This is a genomic window from Caballeronia sp. LjRoot31 (assembly GCF_964253885.1).
Classification (GTDB): Bacteria; Pseudomonadota; Gammaproteobacteria; order Burkholderiales; family Burkholderiaceae; genus Caballeronia.
Genome location: NZ_CAXURX020000002.1, coordinates 2,148,546 through 2,172,593 on the forward strand (window position 1 = coordinate 2,148,546; position 24,048 = coordinate 2,172,593).

24 protein-coding genes are annotated in these 24,048 nt (G+C 62.8%); 7 read left to right on the forward strand and 17 right to left on the reverse strand.

Annotated elements, in window-relative coordinates:
* Positions 1 to 32: 32 nt before the first annotated feature.
* The 7 genes from ACSQ8V_RS27905 to urtA all read right to left on the reverse strand — a co-directional run bounded on the left by ACSQ8V_RS27905 (position 33) and on the right by urtA (position 7,059).
* Positions 33 to 761: an ABC transporter ATP-binding protein gene (locus ACSQ8V_RS27905; RefSeq protein ID WP_255631330.1), complete on the reverse strand. Its 729-nt coding sequence runs from the start codon at positions 759 to 761 to the stop codon at positions 33 to 35.
* Positions 758 to 1,483 carry an ATP-binding cassette domain-containing protein gene (locus ACSQ8V_RS27910; protein ID WP_213764178.1) on the reverse strand — a complete coding sequence of 242 codons (726 nt, stop codon included), beginning with the start codon at positions 1,481 to 1,483 and terminating at the stop codon, positions 758 to 760. Before ACSQ8V_RS27910 ends, ACSQ8V_RS27905 begins: the two co-directional genes overlap by 4 nt.
* The gene (locus tag ACSQ8V_RS27915; protein WP_436207848.1) at positions 1,483 to 2,550 is read right to left on the reverse strand and encodes a branched-chain amino acid ABC transporter permease; all 1,068 of its coding nucleotides are present in this window, start codon (positions 2,548 to 2,550) and stop codon (positions 1,483 to 1,485) included. The genes ACSQ8V_RS27910 and ACSQ8V_RS27915 overlap by 1 nt, the downstream gene beginning before the upstream one ends.
* Positions 2,547 to 3,413 (reverse strand): branched-chain amino acid ABC transporter permease, encoded by an 867-nt coding sequence (locus ACSQ8V_RS27920; RefSeq protein WP_213764180.1) that lies wholly within the window; start codon positions 3,411 to 3,413, stop codon positions 2,547 to 2,549. The genes ACSQ8V_RS27915 and ACSQ8V_RS27920 overlap by 4 nt, the downstream gene beginning before the upstream one ends.
* A gap of 13 nt (positions 3,414 to 3,426) precedes the next feature.
* Positions 3,427 to 4,668 (reverse strand): urea ABC transporter substrate-binding protein, encoded by a 1,242-nt coding sequence (locus tag ACSQ8V_RS27925; RefSeq protein WP_436207849.1) that lies wholly within the window; start codon positions 4,666 to 4,668, stop codon positions 3,427 to 3,429.
* A 225-nt stretch (positions 4,669 to 4,893) separates the two neighbouring features.
* Positions 4,894 to 5,796 carry an urea ABC transporter permease subunit UrtB gene (gene urtB, locus ACSQ8V_RS27930; protein WP_213764181.1) on the reverse strand — a complete coding sequence of 301 codons (903 nt, stop codon included), beginning with the start codon at positions 5,794 to 5,796 and terminating at the stop codon, positions 4,894 to 4,896.
* 69 nt (positions 5,797 to 5,865) lie between these two features.
* Positions 5,866 to 7,059, reverse strand: a complete 1,194-nt coding sequence (urtA, locus tag ACSQ8V_RS27935) for an urea ABC transporter substrate-binding protein (protein ID WP_436207850.1) — start codon at positions 7,057 to 7,059, stop codon at positions 5,866 to 5,868.
* A 419-nt stretch (positions 7,060 to 7,478) separates the two neighbouring features.
* Between urtA and ACSQ8V_RS27940 the strand changes: the two genes are divergently transcribed.
* The 7 genes from ACSQ8V_RS27940 (at position 7,479) to ACSQ8V_RS27970 (ending at position 14,560) form a co-directional block, all read left to right on the forward strand.
* Complete coding sequence (locus tag ACSQ8V_RS27940; protein ID WP_255631332.1) at positions 7,479 to 8,660, forward strand: transporter substrate-binding domain-containing protein; 1,182 nt, start codon at positions 7,479 to 7,481, stop codon at positions 8,658 to 8,660.
* Positions 8,660 to 9,259, forward strand: coding sequence for an ANTAR domain-containing response regulator (locus ACSQ8V_RS27945; protein ID WP_213764183.1), 600 nt, complete (start codon positions 8,660 to 8,662; stop codon positions 9,257 to 9,259). The genes ACSQ8V_RS27940 and ACSQ8V_RS27945 overlap by 1 nt, the downstream gene beginning before the upstream one ends.
* A 453-nt stretch (positions 9,260 to 9,712) precedes the next feature.
* Positions 9,713 to 10,153 carry a hypothetical protein gene (locus tag ACSQ8V_RS27950; protein ID WP_213764184.1) on the forward strand — a complete coding sequence of 147 codons (441 nt, stop codon included), beginning with the start codon at positions 9,713 to 9,715 and terminating at the stop codon, positions 10,151 to 10,153.
* An 85-nt stretch (positions 10,154 to 10,238) separates the two neighbouring features.
* On the forward strand, positions 10,239 to 12,635 hold the full coding sequence (locus ACSQ8V_RS27955; RefSeq protein ID WP_436184788.1) for a N,N-dimethylformamidase beta subunit family domain-containing protein: 2,397 nt from the start codon (positions 10,239 to 10,241) through the stop codon (positions 12,633 to 12,635).
* Positions 12,636 to 12,653: 18 nt separating this feature from the next.
* On the forward strand, positions 12,654 to 13,562 hold the full coding sequence (locus tag ACSQ8V_RS27960; protein ID WP_436207851.1) for a hypothetical protein: 909 nt from the start codon (positions 12,654 to 12,656) through the stop codon (positions 13,560 to 13,562).
* Positions 13,559 to 14,242 carry a tetratricopeptide repeat protein gene (locus ACSQ8V_RS27965; RefSeq protein WP_436207852.1) on the forward strand — a complete coding sequence of 228 codons (684 nt, stop codon included), beginning with the start codon at positions 13,559 to 13,561 and terminating at the stop codon, positions 14,240 to 14,242. The genes ACSQ8V_RS27960 and ACSQ8V_RS27965 overlap by 4 nt, the downstream gene beginning before the upstream one ends.
* A gap of 15 nt (positions 14,243 to 14,257) precedes the next feature.
* Positions 14,258 to 14,560 (forward strand): hypothetical protein, encoded by a 303-nt coding sequence (locus ACSQ8V_RS27970; RefSeq protein ID WP_436207853.1) that lies wholly within the window; start codon positions 14,258 to 14,260, stop codon positions 14,558 to 14,560.
* Here the strand turns inward: ACSQ8V_RS27970 and ACSQ8V_RS27975 are convergent, their stop codons facing one another.
* Genes ACSQ8V_RS27975 through urtE form a run of 10 tightly spaced genes read right to left on the reverse strand, consistent with a single transcriptional unit; the run spans position 14,561 to position 24,048 of the window.
* Positions 14,561 to 16,288, reverse strand: coding sequence for a nitric oxide reductase activation protein NorD (locus ACSQ8V_RS27975; RefSeq protein WP_436207854.1), 1,728 nt, complete (start codon positions 16,286 to 16,288; stop codon positions 14,561 to 14,563).
* A gap of 9 nt (positions 16,289 to 16,297) precedes the next feature.
* Positions 16,298 to 17,128 (reverse strand): CbbQ/NirQ/NorQ/GpvN family protein, encoded by an 831-nt coding sequence (locus ACSQ8V_RS27980; RefSeq protein ID WP_436207855.1) that lies wholly within the window; start codon positions 17,126 to 17,128, stop codon positions 16,298 to 16,300.
* 36 nt (positions 17,129 to 17,164) lie between these two features.
* On the reverse strand, positions 17,165 to 17,983 hold the full coding sequence (locus ACSQ8V_RS27985) for an urease accessory protein UreD (protein WP_436207856.1): 819 nt from the start codon (positions 17,981 to 17,983) through the stop codon (positions 17,165 to 17,167).
* Positions 17,973 to 18,635, reverse strand: a complete 663-nt coding sequence (gene ureG, locus ACSQ8V_RS27990) for an urease accessory protein UreG (protein WP_436207857.1) — start codon at positions 18,633 to 18,635, stop codon at positions 17,973 to 17,975. Before ureG ends, ACSQ8V_RS27985 begins: the two co-directional genes overlap by 11 nt.
* A 19-nt stretch (positions 18,636 to 18,654) precedes the next feature.
* Positions 18,655 to 20,358: an urease subunit alpha gene (ureC, locus tag ACSQ8V_RS27995; RefSeq protein WP_436208021.1), complete on the reverse strand. Its 1,704-nt coding sequence runs from the start codon at positions 20,356 to 20,358 to the stop codon at positions 18,655 to 18,657.
* 9 nt (positions 20,359 to 20,367) lie between these two features.
* Positions 20,368 to 21,066, reverse strand: a complete 699-nt coding sequence (ureB, locus tag ACSQ8V_RS28000; protein WP_436207858.1) for an urease subunit beta — start codon at positions 21,064 to 21,066, stop codon at positions 20,368 to 20,370.
* Positions 21,067 to 21,084: 18 nt separating this feature from the next.
* Positions 21,085 to 21,804, reverse strand: a complete 720-nt coding sequence (locus ACSQ8V_RS28005) for an urease accessory protein UreF (RefSeq protein WP_436184796.1) — start codon at positions 21,802 to 21,804, stop codon at positions 21,085 to 21,087.
* On the reverse strand, positions 21,755 to 22,252 hold the full coding sequence (gene ureE, locus ACSQ8V_RS28010; RefSeq protein ID WP_436207859.1) for an urease accessory protein UreE: 498 nt from the start codon (positions 22,250 to 22,252) through the stop codon (positions 21,755 to 21,757). Before ureE ends, ACSQ8V_RS28005 begins: the two co-directional genes overlap by 50 nt.
* A 6-nt stretch (positions 22,253 to 22,258) precedes the next feature.
* A complete protein-coding gene (locus ACSQ8V_RS28015) occupies positions 22,259 to 23,299 on the reverse strand; it encodes an aliphatic amidase (protein ID WP_436207860.1) in 1,041 nt (346 codons plus the stop codon).
* A 59-nt stretch (positions 23,300 to 23,358) separates the two neighbouring features.
* Positions 23,359 to 24,048: an urea ABC transporter ATP-binding subunit UrtE gene (urtE, locus tag ACSQ8V_RS28020; protein ID WP_436207861.1), complete on the reverse strand. Its 690-nt coding sequence runs from the start codon at positions 24,046 to 24,048 to the stop codon at positions 23,359 to 23,361.

The window sequence follows — 24,048 nt, forward strand, 5'->3', positions numbered from 1 at the left end:
GTTTCAAACGAGCGATGAATGAGTGAAATGGATCAGGCAATGCCGGCAAACTCGTCGAGCATGGCCGGGTCGGTGACGATCTCGGGCGGAATCTCGCGCGTGACCGTGCCCTTCTGCAGAATCAGGATGCGCTGCGACAGCGACGCAATGAAGTTGAGGTTCTGCTCGACCAGCAAGATGGTCAGGCTGCGCTGCTCCGCGACGCTCTTCAGCGTGTCGATGATTTCATCGATGATCGAAGGTTGAATCCCTTCTGTCGGTTCATCGAGCAACACGATGCGCGGGCCGCCGCACAGGCATCGCGCGAGCGCCAGCAATTGCTGCTCGCCGCCCGAGAGCGCACCGCCCGCCCGGTCGAGATACGCCTTCAGCCGTGGAAACAGCTCAAGGATTTCCGCGATGGTCTCGCTCTCGCCACGCTTTGACAGCAGGCAGCCTACGCGCAGGTTTTCCATCACGCTCAGGGTCGGGAAGATCTCACGCCCCTGCGGCACGTAGCCAATTCCCGCTTTGGCGCGCGCCGTTGCGCTGTCATGCGTGATGTCAACGCCGTTGAAACGCACCTGCCCGGACGTGGTCGGCAAGTGCCCGGTCAACGTGCGCAGCAGCGTGGTCTTGCCCATGCCGTTATGGCCGAGAATGCCCACGCGCTCGCCCTGCTTCACTGAAAAATTAACCTCGTTGAGAATCGGGATGCGCCCATAACCGGAACACAACCCGGTCGCCTCGAACAGCACTGCGCCTGCGTTTTCATCGATCATGCCGCACGCCTCCCGAGATATACATCTTTCACGCGCTGGTCCGACAACACGGTATCCACCGACCCTTCCACCAGCACCGCGCCCTGCGAGAATACGGTCACGGTACGCGCGATCATGCGAATGAACTGCATGTCATGCTCCACGACCACCAGCGCCTGCGTCTTGTTGATTTCCTGGATCAGTTCCGCCGTGCGATGCACTTCTTCGTGGTTCATTCCGGCGGCGGGCTCGTCGAGCAAAATCAGTTCGGGTTCCTGAGCAAGCACCGTTGCAATTTCCACCCACTGGCGTTGCCCGTGCGCGAGTTGGCCGACGATCCGCTCGGCGATGCCGTCCAGCTTGAGCCGCGTCAGGGTTTCATCGACGATACGCCGGGCGTGAGCCAGCGACTTGCGCCGGCCCGCACCAATGAACACGTTCTCGCGCACGCTGAGTCCGTTGAATACATTAGGCACCTGCGTCTTGATGCCCACGCCCAGGCGAGCGATCTGATGCGGGTTGCTGCCGGTGATATCGTGGCTGCGAAAATGGATGCTGCCCTCGGTCGGCTTCAACTGCCCGGTCAGCATCTTGAAGAAAGTACTTTTACCCGCGCCATTCGGGCCGATGAGGCAGCGCAGTTCGACTTCCCGCAAGGTGAAATCGACAGCACGAACGGCAGTCACACCGCCAAAGCGCATGGTGACGCCTTGTGCCTGGAGAAGCGGAGGAAGCGCATTCATCAGCGTGACTCCGGTTTGGCGGCGGATGATGAAGTAGACGAGGAGGTAGACGAGGAGGCCGTATTTCCCCTGGATGGCGAAGTCACGCGCAGCAACAGCGCGCGTGCGACCGGCACGACGCCTTGCGGCACGAGCAGCACGAACGCCACCAGCACGATGCCCAGACCCAGGCTTGGATCGATGACATGCTGCGTGCCCGCAATGTTGATCAGATACTGGATCGCGACCGCACCGAGAATCGGCCCGATCAGTGTCCCCAGTCCGCCGATCAGCACCGAGATGATCACCTGCGCCGACATGGTGAGCGCGAACACGGTCGGGCTGATGAAGCCGCCCCAGTTCGCGAAGATGCAGCCCGCCGCGCCGGCAATGCCTGCGCCAACGACGAACGACAGCAGCTTGTACATGCGCGGGTCATAGCCGATCAGCATCGCCCGCGTTTCGTTCTCGCGGATAGCCACCACAACCCGTCCGAAGCGTGACGCAAGGATCCATTTCAGCAGCGCGTACACCACGATCAGCGCGCCCATTGCGATATACCAGACGCCGATCTGGTCAAGCGGCTCGTCCGGTTTGCCGGGCGGCGCGAACACCGGAATGGCGGGGATGCCGTTGAAGCCGCCCAGCACCGCATCGCCGATGTGATACTGGCTGCCCGAGGTCGAGTTCATCAACTCGAACAGGATCACGGACACAGTCAGCGTGATCACGCCAATGTAGGCATCGGAGATACGGCCGTAGAACATGAAGTAGCCAAGCAACGCCGCGAACAACATGGGCGCGACGATCGACAACGCGGCGGCCAGCGTGGTGTCGCCGAGATTGATCGCCGCAATGGCGTACGTGTAGGCGCCAATGCCGAGAAACGCGGCCTGCCCGAACGACAGGATGCCCGCGTAACCCCACACGAAACCCTGGCTCAGGCCGTAGATCGCCATGCCCGCGAACAGCGTTGCCTGCATCACGCCGAACGCGCTGATTGTGCGGGGCAGCGCGAACATGACCACGAGGCAAACGACGACCACCAGCGTGCCGCCTGAAAAGGTCCTTGAACGAAGCGATTTCATGAGCTGCGCCTGAGGAAACGTCCCGTAATGCCCTGCGGCAAGATACGGATCAGCAAGACCGCTGAAGCCAGCAGGGCGATATCGCCAATGACCGGCGTAGACAGGAACGAGACGATTTCATTGATGGCGCCGAACAGCCCGGCCGCGAGACCCGTCCCCGCGATGATCGCAGGGCCGCCGCCCAGCACGGTAATGAACGCCTTCGCAATGTACGCGCCGCCCATGCCCGGCGACACGCCCGAGATGGGCGACAGCACGCCGCCCGCAAGACCGGCAAGCGCCGCGCCAAGTGAGAACGTGGCCATGTAGACCGCCGATGGCCGCACGCCGAGCGACGCCGACATGGCCGGATTCTGCATCGTCGCGCGCAGGATCAGGCCGAAGCGCGTGCGGCGCAGCAGCACCAGCAGCGCCACCAGCACGACCACGCCAACGCCGATGATAACCAGGCTATACGCGCTCACGTGGTACTGCCCGATCGAAAAACTACCCACGGGCATCTGCACCGACTTCACCACGTTGCCGAAGATCGACGTGATGAGGCCGATGAGACCCAGACTGATGCCCCAGGTGGCGAGCATCGTGTCCATCATGCGGCCGTAGAGGAAACGGATGATGGTCCGTTCCAGGACCAGACCGACGAGGCCGACAACAATGGGCGGCAGGATCAGCATCGACACCCAGATGTTGATGCCCGCCGTGCTGGCGGTCACGGCCGTGTAAGCCCCGAGCATCATGAACTCGCCGTGCGCGAGATTGATGATGCGCATCATGCCGTAGATGACGCCGAGGCCGATCGTGATCAGCACAAGCGTGGCCACGCCGGTCAGCACATTGAAGGCGAGTAGCCCGGTCATATCCATGAGTCGCGCCTCCTCAGGCCGGCGTGAACTGCTTGTTCGTGCGCGGTGACTTGATGAGATCGCATGCGCCGCCCGTGTCGGAGGGAAACTGGTTCGGGAAGGTCTGCAGGATCTCCCAAGCCTTGTCTTTCGGACGCGCGAGATAGGCGTTGCGAATGGTATGGTGCGTCGCCGGGTCCATCTTGACGGTGCCCGACGGCCCTTCGATCGTGATGCCGGTCTCGAGCGCCGTCACCACCTTCGCCTGTTCAACGGAACCCGCCTTCTTCACCGCCTCCGCCCATAGCATGATGCCTTCGTAGGTAGCGGTGTCGAGTTCGCCGAGGTCCGTGAGGCTCGGTCCGTACTTTGCCTGCATGCCCTTGATGAACGCATTCGCGTTGGGCGTGTTGAGGTTGTTGTAGAAGCCGAAGCAGGTGATGATGCCGTCGGTGGTCGCGGCGTCCATGGTCGTGAGTTCATCGCCGAGACCAAACACGGTCGCGCCCACCGGGATCTTCGACTTCATTCCCGCCGCCGCCCATTGCCGGTAAAACCCCACGTGGTTTGCACCGACCAGCGCCGAGAGCACCATGTCGGGCTTCGCTTCCTGGATGCGGCTGATGGTGGAGGAAAAGTTGGTGACGTCCAGCGGGAAGAAATCGGTATTCACCACCGTGCCGCCCGCCGCCTTCACGAACTTGGTCATCCAGCTCGCGGTGATGTGGCCATAGTTGTAGTCGGCCGCGATGATGTACACCTTCTTGCCCCAGTTCTTCATCGCATATTCGACGATGTGGTCCACCGTCTGCGCGGGCGTCGTGCCGGTGCAGAACACGTTGCGGTCGCAGACGCCGCCTTCGTATTGCGTATTGTAGAAATAGAGCGTCTTGCTGCGGTCGAAGATCGGCCGGATGGCTTCACGCGACGCCGACGTGATGCCGCCCTGGATTACATCGACCTTATCCTGCAGTACCAGTTGCTGCGCGTATTGCGTGTAGAGCTGGATGCTGCTTTGCGTGTCGTACGCAATCAGCTTGACCGGCCGTCCGAGCAGGCCGCCTTTATCGTTGATCTGGCCGACCGCGAATTCGGTTGCCTGGATCATGCGCCGGCCTTCGAGGCCAAGTGCTCCGGTTCCGTCGAGCAGGCTGCCCAGCTTGATCGGCTCCGCCGCCGATGCGTTGCGCGTAACGTACGGTCCCACCAGGACGCCCGCTGCGGCCGCCGCTCCAAACTTCAACGCTTTACGACGAGATCCGGATTCCATAGTCATCGATTTGCTCCGCATGCGATTGTGTTTGATTTGCCCGGTTCCAGTGTAGGCAACCAAAAATAAGCAAGATATTTATCAAAATAACCAACACATCGGGCAAATCGGGCATGATCAGGCAAAATAAAAGGTGCTGGCGGCAGCACCTTGACGCTTGAGCGCTTCACGCGAAGCGCGTTGCGTTGTTTACCTCGAAGGCAAATCTCGAAGGCAATCGAGGTGGCTCCGTCATCGCCGCAACTTCAGCGCGAACAGCCCTTGCGGCCTGAAATACAGCGCGACAATCACGAGGAGCAGGATGCTCGCCTTGGCCATCGAACCGCTCAGGAGGAGTTCGAACATCGACTGAAGCTGGCCGATCGCGAATGCTGAAAGGAAGGTTCCCAGCAAGCTTTCGATCCCGCCGAACACGACCACGATGAACGTGTCCACGATGTACTGCTGCCCTGTTGCGGGACCCGTCGACGCCAGCATGGTCAGCGCACTGCCCGCGATCCCGGCGAGCCCGCAGCCCACGGCGAACGTCACGGCGTCGACCCGTTCGGTATCGATGCCGGCCGCGCCCGCCATCGCGCGATTTTGCATCACCGAGCGAATCCGCAGCCCCCATCGGCTACGGAAAAGGAAGAGGTAAACCACGAGCGCCACCGCGAACGTCAGGAACAAAATGAAGATGCGGCTGAGCGGCAGCGCAATGTTGGGCGTCACGTTCCAGGCGCCCTGCAGCCAGCTCACCGTCGGGACGCTGACATCGATCGGCCCGAATATCTGGCGATACACCTGCTGGAGCACCAGCGAGAGGCCCCAGGTTGCCAGCATGGTGTCGAGCGGACGATGATAGAGACGGCGGATCATGACCCGTTCGAGCACGAAACCCACAGCCGCGGTCACGGTGAAGGCAATCACGATCCCCACCAGGAAATAGGCGCCCATCAGCGAGGGAAGCCAGCGCTCGAATATCACCGCGGTCAGATAGGTCATATACGCGCCCAGCGCCATGAGTTCGCCGTGCGCCATGTTGATCACGCCCATCAATCCGAAGACGATGGCAAGGCCGACCGCCATCAACGCAAGGACCGTGAATAGCGACAAGCCGTTAAATACCTGGACGAGAAAGGTGTCAAGAGACATGGGGCGACCCTGTAAGCGAACATCGGGAGCACAAGGAAACAAGGCTCCCGATGTTCTTCATCAAGCGACTTAACCGAGCTTCGGGAAAGGGTTCGGTTCGATCAGCGGCGATTCGTAAATGATGTCGACCTGGCCATCGGGTTTGAACATCCCGATGAGGGAATGCTTCCACAAGTGATGGTTGCTGACATGGAAATGCACGTCCCCTTCGGGCGCGCTCCAGCCCAGTCCGGATGACGCGGCCACCACCTTGGCGACGTCGGTGCTCTGCGCTTTCTCTACACCCAGCTTCCACAAATAGACCGCCGTATAGGCCGCTTCCAGCGTGTCGCCCAGCACACGGTCCTGTCCATATTTCGCCTTGAAGGCCTTCACGAATTTTTCGTTCTGGGGGTTCTTCTCGCTCTGGAAATAGCCCATGCACGAATAGACTCCCACCAGATTGTCCGTGCCGATACCGATCGCCTCTTCCTCGGTCACGGCGAGCGCCATGATTGCCTGGTTCTTGCCCGTGATGCCTACCGAGTTGAGCTGCTTGTAGAAAGCAACGTTCGAACCACCGACAATCGTCGAGAGAATCACGTCCGGCTTGGCCGCCTTGATCTTGCTGATGACCGACGAGAACTCGGTTGCGCCCAGCGGGAAATAGTCTTCTCCGACCACCGTGCCGCCGGCCTTGGCAATTGCCGACTTGGCAATGCGGTTGGTCGTGCGCGGCCAGATGTAGTCCGAGCCGATCAGGTAGAACTTCTTGCCCTTGTTCTTCGCCAGCCAGTTGACCGCGGGAATGGTTTGCTGCGTGGCTTCCTGCCCGGTGTACATGATGTTCTTCGACATCTCCAGCCCTTCGTAATACGTCGGGTAATAGAGCAGGCCGTTATAGCGCTCGAACACCGGCAGCACCGCCTTGCGCGAGGCCGAGGTATAGCAGCCGAACACGGCCGCCACCTTGTCGCTCTCCACGAGCTTCTGCGCCTTTTCCGCGAAGGTCGGCCAGTCGCTGGCGCCGTCTTCGACAATCGGCGAAATCGGCCGGCCCATGACACCGCCGGCGGCGTTGATCTCGTCGATAGCGAGTTTTTCGGCATCCACTACATGGGCTTCAGCGATCGCGATCGTGCCGGTCAGCGAATGCAGGATGCCCACCTTGATCGGGTCCGCGGCGTTTGCCGCGCGTGCGCCCAGCATGAGCGCTCCCGGGATCGCACTGGCGGCAGTCGCGGCGGCGGCGGTCTTCAAAAAGTCGCGGCGAGAATTCTTCATGGTGCCTTCATCGAGAAAAGGTAAACGAAAAAAAGCCCGCAACTAAGGATGACTTAGTTGTCGGGCTTTTTGGCCATTGCCGCAAATGACACCTTTGTCACATGCGGCGGAATTCACTATGATCGGACTGCAGGACTGGCGTGCTGCTCCAGATCACGAACGTTAGTCAGCAAGGTTCGTGCCAAAATGGCCGCATCCGGATTCGATTCGGCCAGCCGCTTGGCACCGCCTTATACATTGAATGAACGACGACGCGGCAAGCTCATGAAGTCTCCATTTTCGTCTGGCCGTGCCTGCATCCGGCACGCCAATTTGTGGCAGACGCGCACTTCAACTGTGCGCATCACGGTCCCTGCGCACAAGTTTGGGCGAATCGAGGCAATAACGAAAAGGCGCGTCGGCGCAACAGGAAGCTCACTATGTCTTCGCCCATGTATGAACCCGTGAAAATCGGTGTGGTGTATTCGACCACGGGGGTAACCGGTCTTATCGAATCCACGCAGCAGAGCGCCACCCTCTTCGCGGCCGACGAGATCAACCGGGCCGGCGGTATCAACGGACGGCAGATCCAGCTATATCTGCGCGATCCGGGCTCCATTGCCGCGAACTATGCTTCCATGCTGGAACAACTGATCGTGGAGGACGGCGTGCGGCTCTTCATGGGCTGCTACATGTCCAGTGGCCGCAAGGCCGTGATTCCAGTGGTCGAGCGGCACAATGCGCTGCTCTTCTACCCCACGCTTTACGAAGGCTTCGAATACAGCCGCAATGTCTTTTGCACGGGCACGCTGCCCAACCAGACCTGCGTGCCGCTCGCGGACTACATGCTGGAGAACTTCGGTTCGCGCGTGTTCATGATCGGCTCGGATTACATTTACCCGTACGAGACGAATCGCATCATGAAAGACTTCGTGTTCGAGCGCGGCGGCGAAACGGTCGATGAAATCTACGTACCGCTCGACGCGAGCGAAGACAGTTACCGGGCCATCACGGACCGCATTGCCGCGCTTTCGCCGGACTTCGTTTTCTCGACGGTGGTCGGCGTAGGCGTCGAACGCCTGTACCGCAGCTTCGCAAAAAGCGGCCTCGACCCGAACGCCATTCCCATTGCCAGCGTGACGACCTCGGAAGCGGAAATCGCCGCCATGGGCGCGCATCTCGGCGAAGGCCATTTCACCTCGGCCTCCTACTTCCAGTCGGTTGATACCCCTACCAACCGCGCCTGCATCGACAATTACCGTCGCTTCATGGGCGGCGACGCCGTCACCAACATGTGCTGGGAGGCGGCTTACTTCCAGATGCACGTGCTCGCTAACGCCATGCGCAGCATGGGGTCATCCGGCAGCGACAACCCGGTGTCCCTGTTGCGCGTTTTACCGGGCATGGAGTTCGATGCGCCGCAAGGACGCATCCGCATGGACGAGGAAAATCACCACGCTTATCTGCATACGCGTATTGGCCGATGCAACGCGTCAGGGCAATTCGACATCGTCGCCGCGATGCCCGCTCGCGTGCGCGCCGATCCCTTCGTGATCGCGCACAAGCCGGCCGAGGGCGGTCAATTCGAAAGCTTCGCCCCCACGGTCGCCGGGAGCCGCTGATGACGCGCAGCCAGCCCACGCTGCAGTCCTTGCAGGACATACGTTCGCTGCGCATAGCGGTCGTGCACCCGCCCGACCAGGACCGGGATGAACTGCTCGGGCACCTGAAGCGGATCGGCTGCAAGGTCCAGGTGTGCTGGCCCAACCTGGACGCGGAGCTCCACGATGTCGACCTGGTGATCATGGCGGTGAATCCACAGACTGCGGCATGCCATTTCGAGTGGCTCGGCCAGGAAGGCGCGCCGCCCATCATTCCAGTGGTCACCTATGAGAACCCCGTGGTGATTCAGGCGGTCATGCAACTGAATGCGTTCAGCGTGATTCCGTCGCCGGTGCGTTCGTTTGGCATACTGACCGCGATTGCGGTGACGCTCGCGCAGCACAAGACGCAAAAAACACTTGAGAAAACCATCAGGCGGGTGGAAGAAAAATCCGCCAAGCAACGGACGATCGAACTCGCGAAGTCGATTCTCATGGAGACCCAACAGATCTCCGATAAAGACGCTTACCTTCTCCTTCAAACGCAGGCGCGCGTGAATCACTTGCACATAGAATCGGTAGCCGACGAAATCGTGAGAGCGGCCGCTGTCAGGACTTAAGACTTCACGCATGCAGTGCGATGCGCACCAAAGCAATCCGAAGACGCACCTCGATTGCACATATGATCCAGGCGCGAATTTGATGCACAAGGGCTCGCACTACACGCAGCATCAGTCAGCACAAGCGTCGGTAGTAAAATCGCCATGACCCAAAAATGTGGGCATGCTTGTTGCATTAAGATCGACGCACCACGTATTCGTTTCTGTTGATCGAAGCGGAACGGAAGCAACAAAGCACACCTTCTTGATACCGAACGAGACAAAGACGTCTCGGACGGTAACGGCCAAAAAGCCCGATTTGCCAGTGTTCCTGGCGATCGGGCTTTTTGCGTTTTGACGCGTGCCACACGTCGGTTCGGTCTGGTAAAGCGGATGCCGGACCGATCGGCTTGCATTGGCGCTCCGACATTAATAATTCGTAATCCTTCCAAATTTCTTGAAGAGGATGAACCCATGATACCGATTCCGAAGAAAGGAACGCCGGAACGCGATCGGCTGATCGCGCTTCACAAGGAATGCACCGAGTCCATGCATGGCGTGGCGGGCTTTTCGGTCCTCAAGTGCGGCACGCCCGGCGACACCACCGTCGTCACCGGCGGCACGCACGAACACGCCGATCTCAGGCGCGTGCTGCTGCGCATGCGCGGGGCATCGCCGAAAAACAAACTGGTGATCATCTGCACGAAGGTCGATGCCGAATGGCGCATCGGCCGCCTGTCAGGCATTCGCGGCGTCCCGCCCGTGTTCGCCACAGACGATGTATACGCGAGCGAACAGGACATCCAGCACGCGATCTTCCTGATGCGCCTGGACGAGATGCCCGAGACCGACGGCATGCCGGAACACTATACGCAGGGCTACAAGCGCCGCGACGACAACTGGCCGGTGACCTGATTCGCGCGCATAGCAACGTCCCTTTCAATGCTGTATCCCTACGACCACCGCTCAATGAGCGGCATGAAGGCAGGAGCCAATTACCATGTGTGCGATGCGACTCACCGGCTACGCGGACAAATTCAGCGTGCATCCGGGCGACACGATCAAGTTCTATGTCAACTGTGACGGCCCGGCGCAGTATCGCGCGTCGATCGTGCAAATGATCAACGGCGACACCAACCCGCGAGGCCCGGGCTTTGTTGAAAAAGCCGTCATGGCGGACTGCGAAGCCACCTACGATGGCCGTGCGCAAGCGGTCTACGGCGGCTCTTACGCCTATGTGGAAGACGCGCCGCAACTGCGGGTCGAGAGCTTTACGCTGCAATGCTGGATCTGGCCGACAACACCTTGCACCGACGCGCGCTACTGGAAGCATGGCGCGCAGGGGCTCATCACCAAATGGTCCGACGATGCGGGCTACGGCCTGTTCATCAACGAGCAAGGCTGCGCGGAGTTGCGCATCAACGGCAGGACCTTCACGACCGGTGCGCGCCTGCGCGATCACGCCTGGCACTTTCTCGCCGCCACATTCGACGCAAAGACCGGTGCGGTCATGCTGTATCACGAACCGCAGATCGTCTATGCGCTTGATCCGGTGATTGCGCCGGTCGAAGCACAATTCGCCGATGCCATTGCGCATGCCGACTACCCGCTCGTCATTGCGGGCTATGTCAAAGGCCTGGAAAGCGGCCCTATCGGCCGCTCGTCGCTACCGCAAGGCGTGTTGATCGGCGGCCATTACAACGGCAAGATCGACAGCCCGCGCCTGTGCAATCGCGCGCTCACGCGTGCCGAGATCGAGACCATGAAGGCAGGCGTTCAGCCGGGTCTCACCGAGCGCCGCAATTCCGGCCCGACCGGACCGCTTTCGGAATGCATTGTCGCTGCGTGGGATTTCTCGGATGGCATCGACACAATCGTTTGCCGCGATCAGGGTCCCTACAAGTTCAATGCATCCCTCGTGAATTGTCCGACCCGCGCGCTCACCGGCTACAACTGGGCCGGTCGCAACTTCGACTGGAAGCATGCGCAAAAGGAGTATGGCGCGATCCACTTTCACGACGACGATCTCGACAACGCACGCTGGGATGTCAGCTTCGAATGGACCGTGCCGGAGGACATCAAAAGCCGCTTCTACGCGGCGAAACTGACCACGTCCGAAGGCGACGAGGATTACATCCCCTTCTGGATCGTGCCGAAGCTCGGCGCGAAGAAGTCGAAGATCGCGGTGATGGTGCCGACCATCAGCTACATGGCGTACGCGAATGAACACGTGGCCTGCAACGCGGGCGGGGCGGAGCTGTTCGTGTACCGCGTGCCGATCATGCAACAGCAGAACATGTTCCTCTCCGAGCATCGCGAATATGGCGGATCGATCTACGATACCCACACCGACGGCAGCGGCATCTGCCTCTCCACGCGGTTGCGTCCGATCCTGAGCATCCGGCCCAAGTACGACCACTTCCTCGCCCAGGCGCCCTGGCAATATCCGGCCGACCTGCATCTGGTGTACTGGCTCGAGACGCTCGGTTACGAGTACGACGTCTTCACCGACGAAGACCTGACCTACGACGGACTCGCGCGGCTCGAGGACTACAACGTCATCATCACGGGTTCCCACCCCGAGCACAATTCCGGCGCGCAACTCGACGCGTTGCACGACTACACGCAGCGCGGCGGCCGGATCATGTACATGGGCGCGGACGGCTGGTACTGGGTCCATTCGTATCACCCCGCCTACGAGGACGTCGGTCGTGGCGTCGTCACGGAAATGCGCCGCTGCGAGTCGGGCATACGCACATGGCGCGCGGATCCGGGCGAGTACTACCATCAGGGCACGGGCGAGCTCGGCGGGATGTGGCGCTATCGGGGACGCTATCTCCATTCGGTCGCGGGCACCGGCATGTCATCGGAAGGGTTCGATATCTCCAGCTATTTTTCGCGCACGCCCGAGAGTCTGGACGATCGCGTCGGCTGGGCGTTCGAAGGTATCGAGTATGACGAAAAGCTCGGCAACTTCGGTCTGGTCGGCGGCGGTGCGGCGGGACTGGAACTGGATATTGTCGATACCATGCTCGGCTCGCCGCCGCATATCCTGACGGTTGCGACTTCGGCCGGACGGCACACTGAAGCGTACCTGCTCGTCATGGAAGACTTCGGCTTCAACCAGCAAGGTCTCGACGGCACGGTGCATCCACGTGTGCGCGCCGACATCACCTTCCATGAGACCCCGAACGGCGGCGGCTGCTTTGCGTTCAGCTCGATCGCGTATTGCGGGTCGCTGCCCTGGAACAACTGCGACAACAACATTTCGCGGCTCACCCAAAACGTACTCGACCGCTTCAGCGCCGATGGTCCGCTGCCCGCCGCACCGGACAGCGCGATCAAGCATCGGGGACGCGCGGATTATGAATCGCCGGCCGTCGTCACAACGAGCTGATCTTCCGGGAGACCCGCCATGAGTGCAATCGTTGCCCCACGAATGCACGCCGATGCCTACCATTCGCTGGCGTTCGCCCGGATCGAGGATGAAACGATCTGGACCCGCGAATGGCTTTGCATCGGTGTCGACGAGGATATTGCCGGCGCGGGCGACTTGTTGCCCTTCACCGCCGGCGATCACGCCGTGCATGTTCAGCGCCTCGCCAGCGGCCGCCTCGCGGGACGCTTTAATCTCGCGCAGCACGGCGGCTGCCGCGTCGTACCCTTGCAGTGCAGGCAGGGCGCGAAGACGTCATGTTCGTTCACGTCATGCGGACACAGCCGCGATCGTCCGCCCTTGCTGGCGGACGCCGCCAGCCAGCCCAGTGCGCAGATGCACCAGTATCTCGGGCTGCGGCCCGAGCGTCTCCTCGGGGTACGGACCGCCGTGGCGGGGGCCTTGCTGTTCGTTCATCTGGACCCGGCCGGCAGCGCATTCCAGGCGACCTCCGCCCCGGCCTTTTCTCATCATGCGCCGTCCCGGCAGGGTCACGCGTGGCTGGAAATCGAGGGCAACTGGAAGCACGTCGGCCAACGTATCGCGGCAGGAAAGATCGCGCCGGGCGACACGGATCGATGCGCGTCCTTTCATCGCGTCGACGGTACGGTCAACGCATCGTGGTTCTTCCCTAACCTGATCGTCCTCACGCATGCGGGGAGTACGTGTGTTGTCGTGCTTCAACCTATCGCGTTGCAGCGTACGGTGTGCCGCCTCAGCGTATATGGCACCGATTCGCTGCCTCTGTGGCACGACCGCCTGCTGCACGCCTGCATCCCGCCCTGTTCCCAAGCCGATGAATCCGATTCGCGCCGCTGGTTCGAGACCCTGCTGGACGCGCGCATCGCTCATCGCATGGACCTTACCTTTAATGGAGACGACCTATGAACCCTGTCAAGGAAGCCAGTCTGGCCGATGCCGTGACGCACTACACGAAGGGCCGCTTCAACGAAGCCTTCGTGTTATTCGAGGCCCTTGCTCACGACGGCGATCAACACGCGCAAGCGTGGCTCGCCGCGTTGTACGCGAACGGCGAAGGCGTCCCGGCCGATCTGCCGCGGGCGATCGAGTGGTACAAAAGGGCCGCGATCCAGGGCCATACGCAGGCGCAAACCAATCTCGGCGCGATGATGTTGTCGGCGCATGAGGCCTTGCGGAACGAGGTCGAGGGCGTGCGCTGGATCACGATTGCGGCCGAGAACGGGGACCCCTTCGCGCAGGCGAATCTCGCGGGCCTCTATACAAAGGGGCGCGGCGTGGCCCAGGACGATGCCGCTGCGGCGAGCTGGTACCGGCGGGCGGCGGAGCAAGGGCATTACCCTTCGCAGGCGCGATTGGGTTTCAGTTACGCGACCGGACGCGGTGTGGAACGCGACCGGGTGCAGGCGTTCGCGTGGCTGTCGCTTGCCGCGCAGCACGGTGTCGGCACCGCACTCAATGCACTTGAAAATGTGCTGACCGATATGTCGGTTGAAGAGAAGCGCGCGGGCGCCACGCTTTTCGATCAATGGCGCTCGCGCACGGCAAGCGGCGCGTCGCCCGCACGCCTGATGCCGTTGCCAGGCTAGCCGCAGGAGACGACGATGAACTACAGCGTGCAGCAGATCAAGTTCGAGTGCTTCAGCTATATCAAGGAATTCGGCGCCCGCATGGAAGACTGGGTGATCGGCGCGGCCAGCGATCCGGACAGCGCGCTGTTCGAGGAACTTGCGCTCGATCGCACTGACGATATCTGGATGTGGAAGCCGGCGTTGTCGCCGGCAGCGGCCCGCGCGGTTATCGAATTCATGACGTCGCGGTACCGGCTGGAACGCGCGTGGCCGACTATCGGCGATACCCCCGCGCGCTTCGTGTTCATGTACAGGAAGCGTACGGTCAACGCGTGATCACGTCACGCGTCTGAGTGCGTTTGCGAGTCCGGCGGGTTCGGTCAGCAACGCGAGGCGATTGCGGCCGAACATGGCGGCCGCCACATCGAGCGAGGCAACATCGGGCGACAGGCACGCGCAGCGAATCCCCTGCTCTGCCAGTTCGCCGATCGCGCGGCGCATGTCATCGCGCAGATAGCGGGGGTCGAAGCTGTCGATGTCATAGGGCACGCCATCCGACACCACACATACCGAGGCCGGTAAGCCTGTCGTCATCTGCGGCCGGAGTTGCTCGCCCATATGCCGGAGCGCTGCGCCAAAACGCGTCGAGAGGCCGGGTGTCGCGCGCATCAATCGCTGTTCGATGGCGGGATTCCAGGCATCGTCGAAATCCTTGAAGAGGTGAATCAGCACGCGCTCACGGCCATCGGAATGGAAGCCGTACAGCGCGAAGCGGCGCTCGCTCGCGGCGAGCGCGCGTCCGAGCACGCAACTCGATGCCAGTGCGCCCTGCATGCGCCCCGCCGTTCCCGACGATGCTGACAGGTCGAGCAGCACCGCCAGCGGCCCGCTCTCCGGGCGCATTCGCCGGGTGACAAACGCCTTGAAGTCGTCGGCTGCGCCACGTCGCGCATCGACGCGGCCTGCGATGCAGGCATCGAGATCGAGCACGTCTCCTTCGTGCGCACGCGTCCTCCCCGCCACCACGCGATGCCGTGCCGCCCGCAACATCGCGCGCACGCGGCGCCCGGCGGCGTCATCCGGCTGCGGCGCGACGATCGTCGCATCGGGTGGCTCGGCGCGCCGCATCTCGACGCGGCACCAGTTCGCCCGATAGCGCCGGATCACGTAGTCCCATTCGCGATACCGCGCGACCGACACGACAGTGAACGGCGTCTCGTCGTCGCGCCCATCCGGTCCCGACGCGTGAACTTCACCGGGGCTATCGGCGACCTTTTGGGGCGGCGTGGCATCGTCGGCCTGCAGGTTGCGCAGGTCCCGCGATGCCTGCATCGACGCATTGCGCTCAGCCGGTGCATCGTCGGGGGCAGGCGCAATCGGCGTCGGCTCCGCGTGCCAGACGAGGCTGTTGTCGTCGCGATACGGTGCTTCCGGCGCATAGGTCTTCGCATTGAACTGCACGCGCATCTGGCCCAGATCGTTGCCAAGCAGATTGCCGAGTTCGCGCGATATCAAGGGGTCCAAACCATTCGTGTCGCGGAACGCGCCGTCGAATAGCGTGCGGCCTTTGTTCACCCAGCCGTCATCGTCGGCATAGAGCGGATCGAGCAAGGCGCGCGACAGACGCGCCATCAGCGCCGTCGCCGTCTTCACGCTGCCCGGGCCGGTCTGGTGAAACGGCAGCCACCAGTTGCGCAGCCCGGGATAGCGCTGTATAGCCAGCCGCTCGACCCGCGCGTCCTCGATCGCACCGACCAGCGCCACCTGGAGCGGCCGGAGCTTGCCGCGCTCGTAACGCACGGTGGACCACGTCAGGTGAGCGGCCGCGTGGGCGGCACTGGCAAGATAGAAGCGCCGTTCGTCGACCCCGCCATCGCACGCAAGATGGGCGTCGGGCAGAAACAGGACCGCATCGGTCAGCACCGGGCGATCCGCGCGCAGCTCGCCATCTTCCCGCGCGGCCATCAATGGCTGAACCTGCGCCGCGACGTTCCAGGCCGCCTTGAGGTAGAAGCCCAGCACGCGCGTCGCGGCATTCACAGAGCCTGGTTCGGCGAGTGCCATCGCCGTCACCTAGCCGACTATGCCGGCTGCCACCGCGATCAGCGCGGCGCTCAGGTCCGGGTCGTCGGTCAGCGGCTGGATCACGCCGATACGGCATGCCGACGCCGCGTCCATCCCGCCCGCGATCAGCGTCGCGGCGTAGATCAGCATGCGCGTGGAGGCGCCTTCGGGCAGCGAAGCGTCATCGAGCGCGCGCGTGCGGCTGGCGAGCGTCACGAGTTGCCGGGCGACGTCCACGCTCACGCCCGTTTCGTGCGCCACGATCCCGGCCTCCACGTCCGCTTCCGGCCAGTGCATGTCGATGGCGACAAAGCGTTGCCGCGTGGAGGGCTTCAGGTCCTTCGATACATGCTGGTAGTGCGGATTAAACGAAATCACGAGGGCAAAGTCGGGATGCGCCGCAATCACTTCGCCGCATTTATCGATGGGCAGGATGCGACGCGAATCGGTCAGCGGATGGATGACCACGGTAGTATCCGTACGCGCTTCGACGACTTCATCCAGATAACAGATCGCACCGTGCCGCACGGCTTGCGTGAGCGGACCGTCCTGCCAGTAAGTCCCGTTGCCGTCGAGCAGATAGCGTCCTACCAGATCGCCCGCGGTCATGTCCTCGTGGCACGCAATCGTGACGAGCGGACGCCCGAGTTGCCACGCCATGTATTCCACGAGCCGCGTCTTGCCGCAGCCGGTCGGCCCTTTCAGCATGATCGGCAGCCGGGCGTGATAAGCCGCCGTGAACCACTCGGTTTCCCGATGCACGGGGCAATACCACGGCTCGCGCGAAAGCCGCCATGCGTCGAGCGGTTCGGTAGCGGACGCCAGGTGAGGTCGGGTCATGGACGCTCCTTGAGTTGAATGCGGGCGGACATGGCGTCAGGACGGCAACACGTGGCGCGCCGCATCGATCGCGCGCGCCAGCGTTGCGCGCAACGACTGGCTGTCGATCGCGAGGATGCGCGCGAACGCGCCGCAATGATTGGGCAGCAGGCCCGCGCCCGCGTAGAACGCGTCTTGCGTGGCGCGTTCCAGCGCATCGGCGACGGCGGCGGCCTCGGCTTTGTCGAAGGTCAGCACCATCAGGCCACCGTGCGCGGTAAAGACCTGGCGCACGCCGCCAAGGGGCCGGTCGGACGCGCCATCGAGAAAAAACCGGTCGCGCGCAAGCAGGCGACCCGCGCCGTTGCGCACGGACACTGCGGCATCGAGCGAACCGAACGCACGCGTGCCACCGCCCGGATCGTGCGATGTGTAGCAGTCGGCCACCAGGATGCGCGCACCCGGATGCAGGTTCACATCGATATGACTGACCAGTCTCGCCCCCGGAAAGAGGATCGACGGATGCGGCAACCAGTCGAGACGCGCGCCGTCGTGCACGTCGATACCGACGCGCGAAATCGCGTGGCCCCGCGTCATGCTATGAACGATGGTCGCCGCCGCCGTTTCCACCCGGGCATGCGCACCGGGGGCAGCCACGAGATGCTGGTGAACGTCGTCGTCCTCGAACAGGCCGCCTGAGGACGACTGCACGATCACGCGCGCGCCGCCCTCGTCCGTAAGCAGCCGTCCCACGTGAAAGGGGTACCCCGCGCGCTGCCGCGACAGATACGTCGTCCCTGACGGCGCGCGCGAAAAGCACAGGTCGAGTTGCGGGCGAGCGTGGCCGAGCGCGGCCGGCGGCGCTTCAAGTCGCATCGAAGAGCACGTTCGCCACGATCGCATCGACGACCGCATCCACGCCCACGCCGGTCGCGCAGTTCGTGAGCGATACCGCGCGCTGGCCCCGCACCTCAAGCGCCTCCTTCACCATGCGATCGAGGTCGACACCCACATACGGCGCGAGGTCGAACTTGTTGATCACGAGCAGGTCGCACGACACGACGCCGAGACCGCGCTTGCGGGGGATATCGTCGCCGGCGGCGACATCGATCACGAAGATCCAGTAGTCCACCAGGTCGAGCGAGAACGACGACGCGAGGTTGTCGCCGCCCGATTCGATCAGCACGAGTTGCAGGCCGGCAAACTGCGCGTCGAGTTCATCGGCGGCCTGCAGGTTAAGCGTCGGATCCTCGCGGATCGCGGTATGCGGACACGCACCGGTCTCGACCGCGAGCACGCGCGCCGGATCGATCAGGCCGCTGCGACGCACGCGCTCGGCGTCCTCGTGCGTCACGAGGTCGTTGGTGATTACAGCAAGGTCGATACCGCGCGCCGCGAAACGCGGGATCAATTGTTCGAGCAAGCGCGTCTTGCCGGAGCCCACCGGACCGCCGATACCCACCCTCGCCGCCCGTCCCGCAGGCAGCGTGGTTTGCTCAATTCCGAAAACTTCCATTTCACCTGGCATCAAATGTCTCCCTGGTCCTTCAGCGCAACATGTAGCGCCGTGACAGCGGCACTTCGTGCGCCGGGTCGCATCGAATGATCTGCCCGTCGATCATCACGTCGAACGTCTGCGGATTGACCGTGAGGTTCGGGCAGGCGTCGTTGTGCAGCATGTCGCGCTTCGTGAGCTTCCGCGTGCCATGGGCGCCGACCAGTTGGCGCGCAAGCCCGAGCTTGCCGGCAGCGCCCGCATCAAGCGCGAGCGGACTGACGAAATTGACCGCCAGCGAAGACGGCGCCCGGCCGAAGGCACCCCATTGCGGACGCATGGCGAGCGGTTCGCAGGTCATCAGCGAGGCCGCCGAATCGCCCATCGCGCCCCACGCGATAAACCCGCCCTTGATCACGACCTCCGGCTTGATGCCGAAGAACGCCGGACGCCACAGCACGATGTCAGCGAGCTTGCCGTCTTCGAGCGAGCCGACCGTATCGGCGATGCCGAACGTGCGCGCCGCGTTGATCGTGTACTTCGCGATATACCGCTTGATGCGCTCGTTGTCGCCCCGCGCCGTGCGCTCGGTGGACAGACGCCCGCGCTGGTCCTTCATCTTCGATGCAAGCTGCCAGGTCCGGCAGATCACTTCATTGATGCGCCCCATGCCCTGGCTGTCCGAGCCGAGCATCGAGATCGCGCCCAGGTCGTGCAGCACGTCCTCGGCGGAGATGGTCTGCGCGCGCACCCGCGACTCGGCGAACGCGACGTCTTCCGGCACCGCCGGGTTCAGGTGATGGCACACCATGATCATGTCGAGATGTTCATCGAATGTGTTGATGGTGTACGGGTTGGTCGGATTGGTGGACGACGGCAGGCAGTTCATGCGTCCCGCCACCGCGATGATGTCCGGCGCGTGACCGCCCCCCGCGCCTTCGGTGTGATACATGTGGATGGTGCGGTCCTTCATGGCCGCGATGGTATCTTCGAGAAAGCCCGATTCGTTGAGCGTGTCCGAGTGCAGCTGGACCTGGAAGTCGTATTCATCGGCCACGGTGAGACAGGTGTCGATGACAGCCGGCATCGCACCCCAGTCCTCGTGAATCTTGAGCCCCAGGCAACCGCCGCGCAGCTGGTCGACGAGCGAGCCCGGCTTGCTCGAATTGCCGCGTCCCAGGAAGCCGAAGTTGATCGGCCAGTGCTCGGAGGCCTGCATCATGCGCCCGACGTTCCACGCCCCGCCGCAGTCGATGCCCACGGTGATAGGCCCAAGCGATCCGCCGATCAGCGTGGTCAATCCCGATGCCAGCGCGTGCTCGCATAGCTGGGCCGAATCGAAATGCACATGCACATCTATGCCGCCCGGCGTCGCGATCAATCCTTCGGCATCCTTGACAGTTGTCGCCACGCCGCACACGAGCTTCGGGTGCACGCCGTCCATGACCTGCGGATTGCCGGCCTTGCCAATGGCGACAATGCGCCCTTCCTTGATGCCGATATCGCCCTTGATCACCCCGAGCACCGGATCGATGATCGTCGCGTTGCAGATCAGCATGTCGAGCGCGCCGTCAGCGCTGTCATGCCCCGCTTTCAGGCCCATGCCGTCGCGCAGGGTCTTGCCGCCGCCGTGCAGGCATTCATCGCCGGGCACCGCGAAGTCGTGCTCGATCTCGGCGAGGAGCGAGGTATCGCCGAGACGCACGGCGTCGCCCGTTGTCGGACCGAACATCTCGGCGTAGGCCTTGCGTGTCATCGTGACCATTCACGCTCCCTTGAAGCCGCGCGCAGCCGCGCGGCCGATCGCGGCTTCACGCAAGCCCGCTTCGCCCACGGCGCCGTCGGTCAGGCCATTGAGGCCGAATATTTCGCGCGAGCCGCCGAAGGCAACCAGCGTGACTTCCTTGTTGTCGCCGGGTTCGAAGCGCACCGCGGTGCCCGCGGGAATGTCGAGCCGCATGCCGAACGCGGCCGCGCGATCGAAGCGCAGCGCACGATTCACTTCGAAGAAGTGAAAATGACTGCCGACCTGGATCGGCCGGTCGCCGGTGTTCGTCGCGGTCAGCACGGCCTTCTCGCGGCCGGCATTCAGTTCGATATCGCCATCGGCGGCCAGCAGTTCGCCCGGCACGAGGGTGTCGGCGGCCGGTGGCTGGGTGCCCGCGCGAATGGGTTGATGCACCGTGACGAGCTTCGTGCCGTCGGGGAACGATCCTTCGACCTGCAGCATCGGCAGCAGGTCGGCGACACCCGGCAGCACATCGTCTTCGTTCAGCAGCGTCGAGCCGTAGGCAATCAGGTCCGCCACGCTGCGGCCTTCGCGCGCGCCTTCCAGTATCTCGTCCGCGATGATCGCGACCGCTTCCGGATGATTGAGCTTGAGGCCCTTGTCACGATGACGGCGCGCCAGTTGCGCAGCGGTAAAGAGCGTGAGGCGTTCATATTCGGTCGGTGTCAGCAACATCCGCGCATTCCTCTCGGTTCAGTTGGCAAAGAGCCGTGCTTCGTGGCGATGGCGCCGCATGACGGCAATGTCGGCGGCGAAGGTGCTCGACCAGAGATCGTCCATGGCGGGCGCCGGTGCTTCCAGCACGCTCGCGAGCGGCTCGCGCAGGCGCGTCAGGATCCGCTGCGCATCGAGATGCCCGACGATACCCAGCCGCACCGCCGAGCTCACCGCGCTCGTGCACGCTGCGTGCGCCGACATGGCGCGCGCTTCGTCCCGGCCGATGCCGAAGCTGCGCCACAGTCGTCCCTGCACGGCGCAAAGATGCCCCGGCGTGTGCCCCGCGATGATCGCGGCGCGCAATTCGGCGGCAACGGGCGAGTCGAGCCGGACGTGGACATCGGCGAGCGTGCGTCCGAGGCGGTGCGCCCCTTTTCGCATCGGTTCGGGCAAGGTCACGGTCTCGGCGAGCGCATCGACGTCGAGCCACGCATCGAAGGAATCGGCCTGCCACGCGGCGCAGACAATGCCCTGATCGAGACTCGCCCAGCGCGCGAGCGCCTGTCCTTCGACAAACACCTGCAACGACGGTGCGTCTCTGACCAGTCCGTCCTGCAGCAGCGCTTCGAGACCCCATGAGAAGGCCATCGAACCGCTCGGAAAGAAGCTGTCCGAATGCTGGAAGCTCGCGAGCAGACTCGTGAACTCACTCATGGGCATGCGCGTGATCGTGATGATGATGAGGGTGCTGCTCATGCTCATGCATCAGCTCGACGATCCGTCCCGCGTCGAACAGCGGGGCCAGCCGCGAACGATAATCATCGACTGGTCCCTTGAGCGCGACCTCCAGCACGTTGCCGTCGAAACGCACCGCCCAGTGCATGTTGCCCGCGAAGTAACCGAGCTCGAGCGCAGCGGCGGCGTCCCGCGCGCGCAGGCGCAGCCATCGCGTGTTCTCAGTCCGCACGACAAGCGCCCGGTCGGCATCGAGATGCAGCACCGCGCCGTCGAAAAGATGCGTCTGACGATCGAGCGCGATGCCGCATTCGTCGCCGCCTTGCGTGTGCACTCGCAAACGGTGGCGGCGGATATCGTCGGCGGCGAGCGTGACCGTGTCCACGCCGCCGCGATGCGCGAGCGTATGCAGCAGATCAGCCACACGCGGGTCGGACGCACTGCCTACGATGGACGTGTAAGTCCTCATGGCGCGTTACCGGTGCGTGAGGTCTGACGGGTTCGGAATGCCCGGGATCGGGCATTCCTCGGTGCCGGGCGTGCTGCGCGTCAGGTCCTCGACCATCTTGCGGGTCGCCTCGGGGTCCGTGATCCACTTCGAATAGAAATCGAACGGACACTCGGCCACGCCGTTGGCATCCTCCCGCGAATTGATCTTGCCCGTATAGCCGCGATGCAGGAGCTTGTACAGGTGGTTCTCCGACTGCATATTCTTGCGCGCATCGCGGATCAGGCTCTTCGAGAGCGCCGCGTACTGGATGCCCATTTCCTCGGTGCCGCATTCGCCGAGCGTGCGCCCGTCGAAGCCGACAATCGATGAATGGCCAAAGTACGAATACACGCCGTCGAAACCGGCTGCATTCGCCACCGCCACATATACGTTGTTCGCCCACGCCATGGACTTCGCCATGACGATCTGCTGTTCCTTGGCCGGGTACATGTAGCCCTGGCAACGGATGATGAGCTCGGCGCCCTTCATTGCGCAGTCGCGCCAGATCTCCGGGTAGTTGCCGTCATCGCAGATGATGAGACTCATCTTCATGCCCTTCGGTCCTTCCGATACATACGTGCAATTGCCCGGATACCAGCCCTCGATCGGCACCCACGGCATGATCTTGCGATACTTCTGCACGATCTCGCCCTGGTCATTCATCAGGATCAACGTGTTGTAGGGCGCCTTGTTCGGGTGCTCCTCATGACGCTCGCCGGTCAGCGAGAACACGCCCCACACCTTGGCGCTCCGGCACGCCTCCGCAAAGATTGCCGTCTCTTCGCCGGGCACGGCGGCGGCCGTGTCGTACATCTCCTGCTGGTCGTACATGATCCCGTGCGTGCTGTACTCCGGAAAGATCACAAGGTCCATGCCGGGGAGACCGGACTTCATGCCCTTGAGCATCTCCGCGATGTTCCGGGCGTTCGCGAGCACCTCCGCTTTCGTATGCAGGCGCGGCATCTTGTAGTTCACGACCGCAACGCCGACCGTATCGAGACTGCTTGAAATATCACCATGCATCATAGCCATCTCCTCGTGGATAGTGGGCGCCTGTCGGGGCGCCTGGGAAAGCAAAGGGTCAATCAGATAGTCAGGTAGCGCATGATGCGGTCCGCATCGACGTTCTCGCGCCGGTCGCTGTGCACGAAGCGTCCCTTCTCGATGATCAGGAAACGGTCCGCAATCTCAAGCGTGAAAGTCAGTACCTGCTCGGAGACGATCAACGCAAAGTCGCGCTCCTTTTTCAGGCGGTTCAGCGCCCGCGCGATGTCCTTGATGATCGACGGCTGGATGCCTTCGGTCGGTTCATCGAGGATCAGCACCTTCGGTTCCGAGACCAGCGCGCGCGCAATCGCCAGTTGCTGCTGTTGTCCGCCCGACAGGTTGCCGCCCCGGCGGTGACGCATCTCGTGCAAGACGGGAAACGATTCGAAGACGTAATCGGGAATCACCGGCCGCTTAAAGCGATCCATGCCCGAGAGGATGTTTTCTTCCACGCTCAGGTACGGAAAGATCATGCGGCCCTGCGGCACGTAGCCGAAGCCTGCGCCCACGCGGTCATAGCTCTTCGCCTTCACGAGGTCGCGCTCGTTGAGCGTGATATGGCCGCTGCGCGAAGGGATCATGCCGATCAGCGCCTTGAGCAGGGTCGTCTTGCCCATGCCGTTGCGTCCCATGACCGCGACGGTCTCGCCCGCCGCAAGATCGAAGCTCAGGTCGTGCAGCACATGGCTCTCGCCATAAAAGACATTGAGGTTATCGACAGAAAGCAT